Source organism: Mesorhizobium sp. M1295 (assembly GCF_040318135.1).
Taxonomy (GTDB): Bacteria; Pseudomonadota; Alphaproteobacteria; order Rhizobiales; family Rhizobiaceae; genus Mesorhizobium.
This window is the reverse complement of record NZ_JAMYLU010000025.1, coordinates 55,366-70,008: the sequence shown is the minus strand read 5'-3', so window position 1 is coordinate 70,008 and position 14,643 is coordinate 55,366. Positions and strand designations below refer to the sequence as shown.

Here is a 14,643-nt window from a genome sequence, read left to right as displayed (position 1 = left end):
GTGGCTTTCCTGGATCGCTTCGGGTTGACTAGGCTGCACGGATCGCTCCCGTGATTAGTCCGGTGATTTCTTCCGGAGATGTCTGAAGGGTGGGTTTGTCGGCAACCTTCGTTCCGCGCCGTAGAACGACGATGCGATCGCACACGGCAAAAACGTCTGGCATGCGGTGGCTAATCAGGATCACCGCGACACCGCGCGCTTTCATGCGCCGGATCAATTCCAGGACCTCAGCAACTTGGCGCACGGAAATCGCAGCGGTCGGTTCGTCCATAATGACGAGTCTGGCGTTGGACAAACGGGTCCGTGAAATCGCAATTGCCTGGCGCTGACCGCCCGACATTTTTTTTACGAGATCGCGTGGCCGCGTTTCTGACTTCAGTTCGCTGAACAGCTCCGCGGAGCGATCGATCATCGCCTGCTTATCGAGTATTCGGAAAGGCCAGATGCCCTTTTTGAGTTCTCGGCCTAGAAACACGTTCTGCGCGGCGGTTAGATTGTCCGCCAGCGCGAGATCCTGATACACGACCTCGATCCCCTCGGCGCGAGCATCGAGCGGCTTATGGAAGTGGCAGGCCTTGCCGCCGACTCTGATCTGCCCTTCGGTCGGGGGAAAATTTCCCGAAATCAGTTTGACCATTGTCGACTTGCCGGCGCCGTTGTCCCCCATCAGGCCGGCCACTTCACCGGGTTCGATCGAAAAGCTGACGTCGGACAGCGCGCGGATTGCTCCGAAGCTTTTGCCGACGCCCTGCACTTCAAGCAAAGACACGTGGTTCATCCTCCCGTGGACCGGCGGCTCTTGGAGTCTCGCCTCGCCTCATTTTGCAACGGAAATTGCATATGAAGTTCTTGTGCAACAATGCTTATTGCAGAGTTTTATAATTTGCAACAACTATTTTGATGTCAATTAACTAACTGTTTTTAATATGATATGTTTTTGCGCGACTTCATGCGGAATCGCTTTCAAGCGATTGCCCAATTGCGGCATCTGCTTTGTTGCAACGGTTTCCTGTTGCACCGGACTGACAGACCTTGGGTAGCGGCTTCCGGTGGTTGCTTAGCGGCTGCGATGCTATCAATGGCCGTTCAGCTCTTTGCCGTTGACCACGAGCATCGGGTCGATCCTGCTCTCGAAGAAATCGAGCACATTGCGCACAGCTGACACGGCCATCCGTTCACCGCATTCGGCGGTGAGGCCGGCAATATGCGGCGACAGGATCACCTGATCGCAGGACAGAAGCGGATTGTCGGCGGCGGGGGGTTCCTCGTCGAACACGTCGAGGCCAGCGGCCGCCACCTTGCCAGACGCAAGGGCTGCAAGAAGTGCCTTTTCGTCGACGACGCCGCCGCGCGCGGTGTTCACGAGCCAGGCTCCCGGCTTCAGAAGGGCGAACTCGCGCTCGCCGATCACAGGAGCATCGCCCTTGGGAGCATGGACGGAAATCGCATCCGCCCATTGAAGGGCCGACGCCAGATCGGAGACGGCTTTAGCAGGGCCTTCCGGCCATCCGATTTTTTCGAGATACGGATCGTAGGCGGCGACTTCCATGGAAAAGGCAGCCGCCATCTTCGCGAGATGCCGGCCGATGCGGCCGTAGCCAAGAATCAGCAGGCGCTTGCCGGCCAGTTCCGAAGCTTCCAGCCGGTTGCGCCAATTCCACACACCCTCGCGAACTGACCGGTCGCCGCGCACAGCATGCTTGGCGCAGGCAAGGAGCATCATCATCGCGTGCTCGGCGACAGATATGGAATTGACGTCTCCGACGACGGCGAGCGTGATCCCACGCTTGTTGAGGGACGGCAAATCGACAGAGTCGTAGCCGACACCGTGGCGGGACACGATCCGGAGCCTGTGCCCCATCTCAACGGTCGCCGCCGAGAGAGGCTGTGTGCGGATCACCAGCCCGTCGGCCTTGTCGATCAGCGGGGCATAACTTGGCTCGGAGACTTCCTCCACGTAATCGTAGGTGATGCCGGCGGCCTGTTCGAGCAAGGAAATTCCAGCCGGATGGAGTTTCCCGGCAACTAGAACATGCGGCATCAGTACCCTCCCTTGGAACCGGCGCTGACGCTTGATCCGCCCGTGAGTTCCCTGAACTTTTTGACGTTCGCTTCCGCCGCACCGGCCAGCATGCGCACGTCGTTGGAGACGGTGGTCATGTTGTAGCCCCACCCGATCGCACGCGCCGCGTAAGCCGGAGTTCCACAGTGCAATCCCGCGGCTATGCCGGCTTTTTTGCAGGCCGCCACGATATGCTGGATGGCCTCGATCATCTCCGGTTCTTCGCGGTCGAAGGCAGGCGGCAAGCGGCCCTGGGTCATGCCGAGGGTCAGGTCGGCCGGACCAACGTAGATCCCGTCCAGTCCAGGGGTGGAAGCGATCGCGTCGAGATTGTCCATCGCCTCGGCCGTCTCAACCATGGCAAAGGCAAGTATCTCGCCATTGGATTCAGAAGCGTAATTGGCACCGGCCGCGAAATTCACACGTGTCGGACCAAAGCTTCGGCTGCCGAGTGGCGGATAGCGCACGTAGCTGACAAACTCGGCCGCCTGTTCGGCGGTATTCACCATCGGACAGATGACGCCGTAAGCACCTGCGTCGAGCACTTTCATGATGATGCCTGGCTCCAGCCAAGGCACCCTGACGAGCGGCACCGTAGCGGAGGCACGCATCGCCTGGAGCATTGGCAGCAGGCCGCTGTAATCGAGCGCTCCATGTTGGAGGTCGACGCCGATGCAGTCGTAACCTTGCGCCGCCATGATCTCGGCGGTGAAACTGTTGCCGATCGAAAGCCAGCCATTGATGGTGGGCTTCCCATCGGCCCAAAGCTGCTTGAGCCTGTTCTTGATCATGAAAAACGCTCCTTAGAATACGATATGAGCCAGCTTGGTATCGAGATAGTCCCGGATACCTTCCGCGCCGCCTTCCCGGCCCATGCCGGAATGGTTGGTCCCGCCGAACGGCGCCTCGGAAGCCGCTAGCGCAAAGCTGTTGATGCCGACCATTCCGGCCTTGAGCGTCGCGACAACTCTGCGGGCGCGCCCCGCATCCCGGGTGAAGGCATAGGCAGAAAGCCCCATCTTCGAGGCGTTTGCCCGACCCAGGACCTCCTCTTCGGACGAGAAACGGGTGATGGCCGCGATCGGACCAAAATTCTCCTCGGCAAACACGGTCATGTCGTCAGCAACATCGGTAAGGACCGTCGGCTCAAAGAAATGACCGGCGTTGAACGCCGGCGAGCGGCGGCCGCCTGCGGCAATCCTGGCACCGGCCTTTTCCGCGTCGGTAACGATTTGTTCGATTTCGTCGGTCCTCCTGGCATTGATCAAGGGGCCCATCTGCACCGTCGGATCGAGACCATCACCCAGCTTCAGGGCCTTCGCCCGCGTGACGAACCCGTCGACGAAAGCATCATGGACCTTTTCGTGGATGAAAAAGCGGTCTGGCGTGACGCAAACCTGCCCGGCATTGGCGAACTTCGTGGGCACGGACACGTTGAGCGCGCTTTCGATATCCGCGTCGTCGAAGACGATGAGAGGCGCGTTACCGCCAAGCTCCATCGACACCTTCTTCACCGTATCGGCTGCGTCGCGCAGCATTTGCTGCCCGACCCGTGTAGACCCGGTCAGCGAAACCTTGCGCACAAGCGCCGACGCCATCAGCGGCACGTAGGTTGTGGCCGTGGACCCGACGAGAAGACCGACCGTGCCTGGGGGGAGCCTGCCCGCACGCAGGCAGTCGATCATCACCATCGCGACCCCTGGCGTCTGGCTCGAAGGCCGAAGGATGGCCGAACAACCGGCGGCAAGCGCCGGGGCGACCTTGCGGGCGACGAGCGCGGCCGGAAAATTCCATGCCGTAAAGGCCGCCACGACGCCGATCGGCTCATGCAGCACTTCGAAGCGACCTCCGGGGACACGGCTCTCGATGATACGGCCATAAACACGCCGAGCCTCCTCGGCGTACCACCGGAACTGATCCGTCGCCAGAACCCACTCGCGTTCGGATTGGGCAATGGGCTTGCCCGTCTCCAGCGTAATCATGCGGGCGGCTTCGTCCTTGCGCCGGCCCATTTCGTCGGCGATAGCGTGAAGCGCGTCGGCGCGCTCGAACGCGCTCTTTGCTCGCCAGGCAGAAAGGCCACGTTCGGCGGCCGCCAAGGCAGATTGTGTATCGTCCAGCGTCGCGGTTGGAGTGTCGCCCAGTGAGCGTTCGGTGACGGGACTGGCTACGGTCGCCGTGCTTCGGTCGGAAGCGGCGCGCCATTCACCGTCGATGAAAAGTCCGTATTTGTCATACATTGCCGTCACCGATCTCGCTGGTGCTGACCACCCGACGCTCTGCGACAGATTTGATCGCTGCTTCGGCGAGGACCAGCGCAAGGCGTCCGTCCTCGAATACGACCGACGGCTGGCGTCCATTTTCGATGGCGTCGACGAAGTCGTCGATTTCAGCGTTGAACGCTTCCCTGTATCGCTCGATAAAGAAGTGAAGGTATGGCTGCGCCCGATCGCTCAGCCCATCGGCATAGATACGGGCCTCATGCGCGCGTCGGTTCTCGGAAATCGCCATGCCGGCCGATCCGAAAGCCTCGACGCGCTGATCGTATCCATAGACCGCGCGTCGTGAGTTGTTGATGATGCACTGCTTGCCGCTGGCGGTGCGCAAAACCACGGTCACCGTATCCCAGTCATTCGTCTCGGCCATCAGGTCCGGGTCGACCAGCCGGCTGCCGGTCGCAAAGACCTCAACGGGCTCTTCACCGAGCATGAAGCGAGCCATGTCAAAATCGTGGATTGTCATGTCGCGAAATATGCCGCCGGACACGCGTATGTAGGCAGCTGGCGCCATGCCAGGATCCCGCGACGTGATGATCACCTGGTGGAGCTCGCCGAGCTCGCCACTCTGGAGAGCCGCCCGCACCGCAGCATGCCCGGGATCGAAGCGGCGGACGAAGCCAATCATGATGGGCAGCTTGCTTCCACGGATGTTCGCGGCACAGCGATCGACACGCATCAGGTCAAGGTCGATGGGCTTCTCGCACAACACTGGCTTTCCGGCCGCCACTGCCCGCTCAATGTAGTCGACATGGGTATCGGTGGCCGTCGCGATCAACACGGCGTCCACATCGTCCGTGTCAAACATGGCGTCGGCCGAGTCCAACGCGGGAAGGCCGAGCATGGCTGACACTTCGTCGGCGGCGGCGCGATTGACGTCATACACCGCCGCCAGTTTCGTTCGTGGGTGTGCAGCGATATTGGCCGCATGCATGCGCCCGATGCGCCCGCAACCGAGCACGCCAATTCTCAGCATTGCATTCCTCCGCAACAATATTTTTGCAATGATCGTTGCAAAGAGGTTGATTTGTCAATGGCTATTTCGTAATAGTCTGCACAACGGAAATTCGCCAGGGAGGAAGCGATGACGAAGACCATTCGTCTGACCATGACGCAGGCGCTCGTGCGCTATTTAAGCAATCAATTCACCGTTATCGACGGCAGCAAGGCTCCGCTGTTTGCGGGCGTGTTCGCCATTTTCGGTCACGGCAATGTCACCTGCCTGTCCGAGGCCTTGGAGGCCGCGCAGGACGTCCTGCCAACATGGCGCGGCCAGAACGAGCAGTCGATGGCACTGGCTGCGATCGGGTTCGCGAAAGCGAAGCGCCGGCGCCAGATCATGATCGCCGCTACCTCTATCGGCCCGGGCGCTCTGAACATGGTGACCGCCGCAGGCGTCGCCCATTCAAATCGGCTTCCGGTACTGATGCTTGCCGGCGACACCTTTGTCAGCCGCCGGCCGGATCCGGTGATGCAGCAGGTCGAGCACTTCGGCGATCCTACAGTAAACGTCAACGACGCGTTCAAGGCGGTGACTCGCTACTGGGACCGTATTGTCCATCCCGAACAGATCATCTCCTCGCTGCCCCAGGCGGTCGCGGTTCTGCTTGATCCGGCCGACTGCGGGCCGGCTTTCATCGCCCTTCCCCAAGACGTGCAGGAGGTCGTCTGGGATTATCCCGAGTCCTTCTTCGAACCCACGGTCCATGCGATTCCGCGCCCCCGGCCGGATCGCGCGCGTCTCGAAGAGGCGGTGCGTCTTCTCAAGGCGGCAAAGCGTCCGCTGATCATTTCAGGCGGCGGCGTGCGTTACTCCGGTGCGGAGGCTGCTGTTGCGAAATTCGCCGAGGCGCGCGGTATTCCGCTTGCCGAAACCATCGCCGGTAAGGGCACGGTGACGCACGACCATCCTGCCCATGTCGGGCCCATTGGCATCGTCGGCTCGACATCGGCGAACGCGCTTGCGGGTGAGGCCGATGTGATCCTGGCCGTCGGCACGCGGCTCATGGACTTCACGACGGGATCGTGGAGTGCGTTCAGCCCCGACGCCAAATTCGTCTCGATCAACGCCGCGCGGTGGGATGCCACGAAGCACCGGGCTCTCGCCGTGGTCGGCGATGCGCTGGAAACCATCAACGAGGTCGAGGCCGCGCTCGGTGACTGGAAAGCCGAAAGCGGCTGGACCGAAAAAGGCAAGGTCGAGTTTGCCAAGTGGAACACCGCGCTCGACGGATTCCAAAAACCCACGAATGACCCGGTTCCGACTTACGCGCAGGTCGTCGGCGTGGTCAACGCGAAGGCCGGCGAGCGGGATCTGCTGATCACCGCGGCAGGCGGGCTTCCCGGGGAAGTCATGAAGAACTGGCGCGTGAAAGAGCCGAACACCTTCGACTGCGAGTTCGGATTTTCCTGCATGGGCTATGAGATCTCAGCCGGATGGGGTGCGGCGATGGCGGATCCGAGCCGCACGCCAATCGTGATGATCGGCGACGGCACCTACATGATGATGAATTCCGACGTCTACTCATCGGTCCTCGCCGGCCACAAGATGATCCTGATCGTCTGTGACAATGGCGGTTATGCGGTGATCAACCGGCTGCAGAATGCCAAGGGCGGCGCGTCGTTCAACAACATGATCAAGGATTGCCGGGTCAAGGAGCCGTTTTCGGTCGACTTCGCCAAGCACGCCGAGGCCATGGGCGCCCTCACGCGGCGGGTAGAGAGCCTTGCCGATCTCGGCCAGGCTGTGGAGTGGGCCAAAGGGACGGATCGCACCACCGTGATCACCATCGTCTCCGATGGCTACACCTGGACACCCGGCGACGCCTGGTGGGATGTCGGCGTGCCGCAGGTCAGCGAGCGGGCCGAGGTGCGCGAGGCCCATTCGGTTCAAGCCGAAGGCCGCAAACGGCAGCGCATCGGAGTCTAGGTTTTTCGGACGCCCCCTGGGGCGTCCTCTGCCGGAACGATGCCACACTCCCTTAGCATTGTTCCGGCAGTTTTTTCGCGGCGCCAAAAGTGGGCGGCGGCAGCTGGAATGATGATGGAGATCAAGATGAGAGCCAAGCTCGGCATCGCGCCGATCGCCTGGTGGAACGATGACCTCGCCGAATTGAGCGACGACGTTTCGCTGGAGGAGTGTCTGCGGCAGGCCCGTGAGGCCGGCTTCACCGGCATGGAGACCGGCCGCCGCTTCCCGATGGACGCGGCGGTTCTCGAGCCCATTCTGAGGCAGCACGGCATGAGCGTCTGCGGCGGCTGGTTCTCCGGTCTGCTGCTTGACGGCGATATCGAAGCGGAGAAAGACCGCATCGCCCAGCAGATGCAGCTCTTCAAGGCCGTCGATGCCCCCTGCATCGTCTACGGCGAGACTGCAGGCACCATACAGGGTGATCGCTCCGCGCCGCTTTCCACCAAGCGGCGGCTCTCGGAAGACGAGATCAGAATCTATGGTCGCAAGATGACTGCCTTCGCCGAATGGTGTTCGGACGAGGGCATGCCGATTTCCTACCACCACCACATGGCCGCGCCGATCGAGACCGAGGAAGAGCTCGACTTCCTGATGAAACATTCCGGCGAGGGTCTGGCCCTGCTTTACGACGCCGGCCACATGGCCTTTGCCGGCGGCGACGTGCTGCGGGTGGTCGACAAGCACCACGCCCGCATTTCGCATGTACACACCAAGGATATCCGCCAGGCAGTCGTGGACGGGCTCGACCGCACCCGGGAAAGTTTTCTCGACGCGGTGGTCAACGGAGCCTTCACCGTGCCCGGCGACGGCTGGCTCGACTTCGAGGCGATGATCAAGCGCTTGGCGAGCCACGGCTACGAAGGCTGGTTCGTCGTTGAAGCCGAGCAGGATCCCGTCAAAAGCCCGCCGCTCGAAATGGCGAAGATAGGTCACAAGGAATTGCTGCGCGTCATGGCCGCGGCTGGCTACACAGTGGAGGACAAGGCATGAACCGGATGGATGGTAAGATCTGCGTCGTCACCGGATCGACGCAAGGACTGGGCGCGGCTATCGCTCGCCAGCTCGCCCGAGCCGGAGCCGCTGGCCTCGTCACACTTGGTCGTAACGAAACCAAGGGCCGCGCGGTGGCCGCAGACATTTCGCACGCCACGGGCGTGCCCGTGCACTATGTCAACGCCGATCTTGGCAATGTCGAGGATTGCCGCCGCGTGATCGCGGAAGCGGAGCGCGTTTTCGGAAGAATCGACGTGCTGGTCAATGCAGGCGCGCGGACGGACCGAGGCACGATCCTCGACACATCGCCAGAATTGTTCGACGCCCTGTTCGCCGTGAATGTACGCGGACCTTATTTCCTCATGCAGGAAGCCATCCGGCACATGATCGGCCATGGCATCGAGGGTGCGATCTGCAACATCGGCTCGATTTCGCAGCAGGCCGGCCAGCCCTTCATCAACGTCTACTGCGCCACCAAGGCGGCACTGGCGACACTGACCCGCAACACGGCATTTTCCGTCATGAAGAACCGCATCCGCGTCAACCAGCTGGATATCGGCTGGATGGCGTCCGACCACGAGCGGGAATTGCAGGCGAGCGAGAAGGGCGATCCCGACTGGGAAGCGAAAGCCGTTGCACACCTGCCCTTCGGACGCCTGATCGACCCCCGCGAGGCGGCACGAGCGGTCAACTTTCTCGTTTCGGACGATGCGGGTCTCATGACGGGTGCGGTGGTGGATTACGACCAGACCGTGCTTGGCGCCGCACCCGGTCCCATGGCCGTGCCTGAGAAGGCGATGGCGCTCTGAAGCCATTGGAACCGTCGAAGCGGAGACGGAAAAGAAAGCAGCTGCCCTGTGAGGACCCACATCACTCTTCTGGGCGGCTCCGATAACGGATGAACCGGCGGCCCTGCCGCCAGAAGGAGAGCAAGATGCGGACCATTAAGGGGCCAGCTGTGTTTCTGGCTCAATTCGCGGGCGACGAAGCACCGTTCAACAGCATCGAGGGATTGGCCGGCTGGGCCTCGGCCAAGGGCTTCAAGGGCGTGCAGATACCGACCTGGGACAAGCGCGTCATTGATTTGAAGCAAGCGGCTGAAAGCCAGACCTATTGCGATGACTATGCCGGCAAGCTCGCCGAACACGGCCTGGTTGTCACCGAACTGGCGTCGCATCTGCAAGGTCAGCTTGTGGCCCTGCATCCCGCCTACGATCATCCGGCGGATTCCTTCGCCGCACCCGAGGTGCGGGGCAATCCGGCCGCACGGCAGGCGTGGGCAGTCGAGCAGCTTCATCTCGCCGCCAAGGCGTCGAGGCGTTTCGGCATAGACCGCCATGTCACCTTCTCAGGTTCGCTGCTGTGGCCGTTCCTCTATCCCTATCCGCAATGGACGGATGGGCTGATCGACGACGGTTTCGATGAGCAGGCTCGGCGCTGGCGGCCAATCCTTGATGCCTTCGACGAGAGTGGCGTGGACCTGTGCTACGAAATCCATCCTGCCGAAGACCTGCATGACGGGCTGACCTTCGAGATGTTCCTGGAGCGCGTCGGCAACCATCCGCGCTGCAACATCATGTACGACCCCAGCCATCTCGTGCTGCAGGCGATCGATTATCTCGCCTACATCGACCACTATCACGAGCGCATCAAAATGTTCCACGTCAAGGATGCCGAGTTCCGGCCGGACGGTAAGACCGGCGCCTATGGCGGCTTCCAGCCCTGGATCCGGCGCGCCGGCCGCTTCCGCTCCCCAGGCGACGGACAGATCGACTTCAAGGCGATTTTCTCGAAACTCTCCGGCTACGACTTCGACGGCTGGGCGGTGCTCGAGTGGGAATGCTGCCTCAAGAATTCAGAGGACGGCGCGGCTGAGGGAGCCCGCTTCATCGCCGATCACATCATCCGCGTTTCCGAACGCGCCTTCGACGACTTCGTCAAGGCCAGTGCGAACCGCACGATCAACGATGCCATTTTAGGTATCGACAGGGGGGCACGCTCGTGACTGCTGATTTTCAGCGACCGCTTCGGCTCGGCATGGTCGGCGGCGGCGAAGGCGCCTATATCGGCAACATCCATCGCATCTCCGCCCGGTTCGATGGCGCCTTCCAGCTTGTAGCCGGCGCGTTCGACGCGGATGCAGCGCGCGGCCACCGCTTCGCGGCAACGCAAGGTATCGATCCCGCCCGATCCTATGACGACTTCAAGGCCATGATCGCCGCGGAAAACGATCGCGAGGATCGCATCGACGTGGTGGCGATCTGCACGCCAAACCACACCCATTTTCCGATCGCCAAGGCTTTTCTCGAGGCCGGCTACGAGGTGATCTGCGAAAAGCCGCTGACTAACACACTCGAAGACGCGATCGCGCTCGAGCAGCTGGTGCGCGAGACCGGACGCTTCATGGGCGTGACCTATACCTATTCGGGGTATCCGATGGTGCATGAGGCGCGCGAGATCGTGGCAGCAGGCAAGCTTGGCGCGATCCGCATCGTGCAGGTGGAGTATCCCCTGGAATGGATGGCGACGGCCATCGAGACCGCCGGCAATGTCCAGGCCGCCTGGCGCACCGACCCGAAGCGATCGGGGCGTGGCGGCTCGATCGGCGACATCGGCACGCACGCCTATCATCTGGCTGGCTTCGTGACCGGGCTGAAGCTGGAGTCCCTGACAGCAGACCTCGCTTCCTTCGTCGAGGGACGCGTGCTTGACGACAACGCCCATGTGCTGCTGCGCTACGAAGGGGGCGCGCGAGGGCTGCTTTGGTCGTCACAGGTCGCACTCGGCTGCTCGAACGGGATCCGGCTGCGTGTCTTCGGCGAAAAGGGCGGGTTAACCTGGTTCCAGGAGCAACCGAACGAGCTGATTTTCTCACCGCTGTTCGGTCGCACCGAGACCATCAAGCGGGGTGCTGACGATCTGAGTGAGGCAGCGAAGGTGCGAACCCGCACACCGCCTGGCCATCCCGAGGGCTATCTGGAGGCCTTCGCCAATCTCTATCGCGGCTTTGCCGAAGCCATCCACGCCCGTCGCGAGGGGCGCAAGGCAGCGGCAATAGGGTTGAACGTGCCGACCGCTTATGACGGGCTGAAGGGTGTGGCATTCGTCGATGCAGTCGTCGATAGCGCCGAAGCCGAAGGGCAGCCATGGCTGAAACCTCACGCCGTCTGACAGGCCATCGGGGGTGCGCCGACGCAAGGTCGGCGGGCCCTCAATCCTTCCGGGGAGTCTGGGTCAAAACTCAAGTAGCTGGCTACCCAAGTGGTCAGGATGGAAGGGGAGTTGCCCGCTGCCGGAACGAGAAGTTAGCGCCAATGGCGGCCGTTCGGAGGCATGTTCCGGAATGACTTCATTGGGGCTGGACGCGGAATGGCAGCTCTCGTGCTACTGACCTTAGAGAGCGGACCGTAGGTGGGGTGGACGTCGTCACCACCTGACCTTTTCTAGCATTGAGTTCCAGCCGGTCTGCGGCGTAAACGGAACGCGATCATGCCGCCGGCGCTACTCAATGCGATTTGATTAGTCGGCATAGCAATCTGACGACCAACGCTAGCTCTGCACGCGTGTCGAAGATTTTCAGGCTGGTCAACCACGTTCGTGGCTTGGCGGCAAAGGACGCCCGCCCCGAACGCGCATACTATCCTGAAAGAACTTCTTCATCTCGCGAAAAGCGGAGAATCCAAAACAGCGGGCAAGCCTTGTCGGCGCAGTAGTGCCCACGCCACAGCGGCGGGCAATCGCAGCCGCGCTTTCAAATGCAATGATCTCCGGCTTTTCAAGTGCTTGCCGAGCTACCTTCTCGAGAGCGGGGGTCAATCGAAGCTCGCGCTTCGCGATCGCAGTTTTGATCTCATCAAGACATTTGGGTCTGTGTGCAAGTACAGGCGATTTCATCCGAAACCCTCCAGACCTTCGAAGAATCGGTAGCCAGCTAGCCCTGAAATCCAGCCCATGACGGCAAGGCGTTCACGAGCCACGTCAGCCCAATCGCTCTGAAGCAAACGATCCAGGCGACGCGGGGAATACGACGGTCTTGTTCCCGTTGAGGAAAACCCGACGATGGATATGGGCGTGGATTGCCCGGGCGAGCACCTGTGCCTCGACGTCGCGGCCGAGGCTGACATAGTCCTCGCTGGACTGCGCATGCGTCACGCGGATCGTGTCCTGCTCGATGATGGGTCCTTCGTCCAGGTCAGCCGTCACGTAATGCGACGTAGCCCCGATCAGCTTCACACCTCGGTCGTGGGCCTGTTTGTACGGATTGGCGCCTTTGAACGAGGGCAGGAAGGAATGGTGGATGTTGATGATCCGGCCAGACATTTTCTGGCACATCTCGTCCGAGAGAACCTGCATGTACCGCGCCAGGACGACCAACTCGGCGCCCGCGTCCTCGACCACGCGCATCTGATGTGCCTCTGCCTCGGCCTTGTTCTCTTTCGTTACCTTGATGAGGTGAAACGGGATGTCGTGGTTCACGACGACCTTCTGGTAGTCCATGTGATTGGAGATCACTCCGACGATGTCAATCGGAAGCGCTCCGATACGCCAGCGATACAGAAGGTCGTTGAGGCAATGGCCAAACCGCGAGACCATTATGATGACCCTGCGCTTGACGCTCTCGTCGAAGAATTCCCACTCCATGCCGAACTGCGAGGCGATTGCTTTGAAGCCCGAACGGAGTTCTTCCAGCCCCCATCCGCCTTCGGAGCGGAAGCTCACCCGCATGAAGAAGTTGCCGGTGTCGGCGTCGTCGAACTGCGCGCTGTCAGTAATGTTGCAGGTTTGGTCGGCGAGGAACGTCGAGATCGCCGCGACAATCCCCCTGGTCGAGCGGCATTTGACGCGAAGTGCAAAGTTCAACATTGGCTCTCTTCCTAGGCGGACTTACGCCTGAAGGCTGCGGCGGAACGCCGTCAGCGTATTGGAAAGCAGGCAGGCGATCGTCATGGGGCCGACGCCGCCAGGGACCGGCGTTATGGCGCCGGCGTGGGCCGCCTCTGCGAATGCGACATCGCCCACGAGCTGCGGCTTGCCGTCTCGCGTCACGCGGTTGATGCCGACATCGATCACGACCGCACCTGGCTTGATCCAATCGCCTCGGATCATCTCTGCCCTTCCCACTGCTGCCACCAGGATGTCGGCTGACCGGCGCCAGATCGCGGGTATGCGAGTGCGCGATGGTGACGGTGCAGTTTTCGGACAGCAGCAACTGGGCCATCGGCTTGCCGACGATGTTGCTGCGGCCGATGATGATGGCATGCAGTCCGGACAGGTCGCCGAGCCTTTCCTTCAGGAGCATCAGGCAACCAAGTGGTGTGCACGGCACCAGCGCCTCCTGGCCGGTCGCCAAGCTGCCGGCATTTTGGATATGAAATCCATCAACGTCCTTGCTCGGCACAATGGCATTGAGCACGGCGCTTGCATCGATCTGCGGCGGCAACGGGAGTTGAAGAAGTAGGTCGGCTTGGCCCCCGTCACGCCAGAGGTGGTGGACTTCACCACCGTGTTTTCCAGCATGTTCTGCGCCTGCAGTAGCCCTTCGGACCCCAGAAGTTCCACGCGCTGATCATAGCCGTAGACAGCGCGGCGGGAGTTTTTGATGACCGCGATCCGGCCGTCCGCGTAGGTCAACGTGACGACAGCCGTCTCGACGTCTCCGGCTGCCCCGATCTCCGGATCGACGATAGAGGATGCCACCGACGTGACCGCTACGGGAGCAGTTCCCATGATGAAATTCGCCATGTCGAAATCGTGGATCATCATGTCCCGGAACAGGCCACCAGATACCTTGATGTAGGCAACCGGAGGCGGCGCCGGGTCGAAGGACGTAATCGACAGGAGTTCGGACTTGCCGATCTCACCTCTGTCAGCGGCCGCCTTCAGAGATGCAAAGTTCGGATCGAAGCGGCGGTTGAATCCTATCCTCACCGGGCGGCCAGTTCCGGCGGCAACTTTCTGGCAAGCGTGTGCGCGGGCAAGGCTCAGATCCACAGGCTTCTCGCAAAGCACGGCCTTGCCGGCGACAGTCGCCCGCTCGATCAGGTCGGAGTGAGTATCGGTCGAAGTTGCGATTAGCACCGCGTCGATCGAGACATCGTTGAGTATGGCGTCAGTGGTCCGAGCCTCGGCATCATACTGGGAAGCGAGCTTTTCCGCGGCTGCGGCATTGATGTCCGACACCGCGACGAGCGTGCTGTCGGGATGCGACGAGATAGCCGTCGCGTGAACGCCGGCGATACGTCCGGCACCGAGAAGGCCGACTTTGAGCATAGTTGTCCTCTAGCTTTGCTGTGTGTCTGGTTGATCTTTAGATCAGCGAGAAAGTTTTGAACGCGCTTGCC

Annotated in this window: 13 protein-coding genes and 1 pseudogene; 5 read left to right on the top strand and 9 right to left on the bottom strand. The window is 61.4% G+C overall.

Features of this window, described 5'->3' with window-relative positions; translation table 11 throughout:
* Positions 1-28 precede the first annotated feature (28 nt).
* The 5 genes from NKH29_RS27035 to iolG form a co-directional block, all read right to left on the bottom strand.
* Positions 29-778 (bottom strand): ATP-binding cassette domain-containing protein, encoded by a 750-nt coding sequence (locus NKH29_RS27035; protein WP_023718614.1) that lies wholly within the window; start codon positions 776-778, stop codon positions 29-31.
* Between the two features lie 297 nt (positions 779-1,075).
* The gene (locus NKH29_RS27030; RefSeq protein WP_031193884.1) at positions 1,076-2,041 is read right to left on the bottom strand and encodes a hydroxyacid dehydrogenase; all 966 of its coding nucleotides are present in this window, start codon (positions 2,039-2,041) and stop codon (positions 1,076-1,078) included.
* Positions 2,041-2,853 (bottom strand): HpcH/HpaI aldolase family protein, encoded by an 813-nt coding sequence (locus tag NKH29_RS27025; protein ID WP_353000995.1) that lies wholly within the window; start codon positions 2,851-2,853, stop codon positions 2,041-2,043. The genes NKH29_RS27030 and NKH29_RS27025 overlap by 1 nt, the downstream gene beginning before the upstream one ends.
* Before the next feature lie 12 nt (positions 2,854-2,865).
* A complete protein-coding gene (locus NKH29_RS27020) occupies positions 2,866-4,302 on the bottom strand; it encodes an NAD-dependent succinate-semialdehyde dehydrogenase (protein ID WP_023718617.1) in 1,437 nt (478 codons plus the stop codon).
* Positions 4,295-5,314, bottom strand: coding sequence for an inositol 2-dehydrogenase (iolG, locus tag NKH29_RS27015; RefSeq protein ID WP_352494517.1), 1,020 nt, complete (start codon positions 5,312-5,314; stop codon positions 4,295-4,297). Before iolG ends, NKH29_RS27020 begins: the two co-directional genes overlap by 8 nt.
* Positions 5,315-5,446: 132 nt before the next feature.
* On the opposite strand from iolG, the gene iolD reads away from it, so the two are divergent.
* The 5 genes from iolD to NKH29_RS26990 all read left to right on the top strand — a co-directional run bounded on the left by iolD (position 5,447) and on the right by NKH29_RS26990 (position 11,473).
* Positions 5,447-7,267 (top strand): 3D-(3,5/4)-trihydroxycyclohexane-1,2-dione acylhydrolase (decyclizing), encoded by a 1,821-nt coding sequence (gene iolD / locus NKH29_RS27010; protein WP_502898591.1) that lies wholly within the window; start codon positions 5,447-5,449, stop codon positions 7,265-7,267.
* A 126-nt stretch (positions 7,268-7,393) separates the two neighbouring features.
* Positions 7,394-8,299 carry a myo-inosose-2 dehydratase gene (iolE, locus tag NKH29_RS27005; RefSeq protein WP_352855605.1) on the top strand — a complete coding sequence of 302 codons (906 nt, stop codon included), beginning with the start codon at positions 7,394-7,396 and terminating at the stop codon, positions 8,297-8,299.
* Positions 8,296-9,111, top strand: coding sequence for an SDR family oxidoreductase (locus NKH29_RS27000; protein ID WP_352494519.1), 816 nt, complete (start codon positions 8,296-8,298; stop codon positions 9,109-9,111). Before iolE ends, NKH29_RS27000 begins: the two co-directional genes overlap by 4 nt.
* A gap of 125 nt (positions 9,112-9,236) precedes the next feature.
* Positions 9,237-10,307 carry a sugar phosphate isomerase/epimerase family protein gene (locus tag NKH29_RS26995; protein ID WP_352855607.1) on the top strand — a complete coding sequence of 357 codons (1,071 nt, stop codon included), beginning with the start codon at positions 9,237-9,239 and terminating at the stop codon, positions 10,305-10,307.
* A 32-nt stretch (positions 10,308-10,339) separates the two neighbouring features.
* A complete protein-coding gene (locus NKH29_RS26990) occupies positions 10,340-11,473 on the top strand; it encodes a Gfo/Idh/MocA family protein (protein WP_023718623.1) in 1,134 nt (377 codons plus the stop codon).
* A gap of 414 nt (positions 11,474-11,887) precedes the next feature.
* Here the strand turns inward: NKH29_RS26990 and NKH29_RS26985 are convergent, their stop codons facing one another.
* The 4 genes and pseudogenes from NKH29_RS26985 to NKH29_RS26970 all read right to left on the bottom strand — a co-directional run bounded on the left by NKH29_RS26985 (position 11,888) and on the right by NKH29_RS26970 (position 14,572).
* Positions 11,888-12,196 (bottom strand): MurR/RpiR family transcriptional regulator, encoded by a 309-nt coding sequence (locus tag NKH29_RS26985; RefSeq protein ID WP_084642600.1) that lies wholly within the window; start codon positions 12,194-12,196, stop codon positions 11,888-11,890.
* An 84-nt stretch (positions 12,197-12,280) separates the two neighbouring features.
* Positions 12,281-13,165 (bottom strand): formyltetrahydrofolate deformylase, encoded by an 885-nt coding sequence (gene purU / locus NKH29_RS26980; protein ID WP_352589372.1) that lies wholly within the window; start codon positions 13,163-13,165, stop codon positions 12,281-12,283.
* A gap of 21 nt (positions 13,166-13,186) precedes the next feature.
* Positions 13,187-13,601: pseudogene (locus NKH29_RS26975) on the bottom strand (hypothetical protein).
* Positions 13,601-14,572, bottom strand: coding sequence for a Gfo/Idh/MocA family oxidoreductase (locus NKH29_RS26970; protein WP_353000991.1), 972 nt, complete (start codon positions 14,570-14,572; stop codon positions 13,601-13,603). Before NKH29_RS26970 ends, NKH29_RS26975 begins: the two are co-directional and overlap by 1 nt.
* Positions 14,573-14,643: the final 71 nt, after the last annotated feature.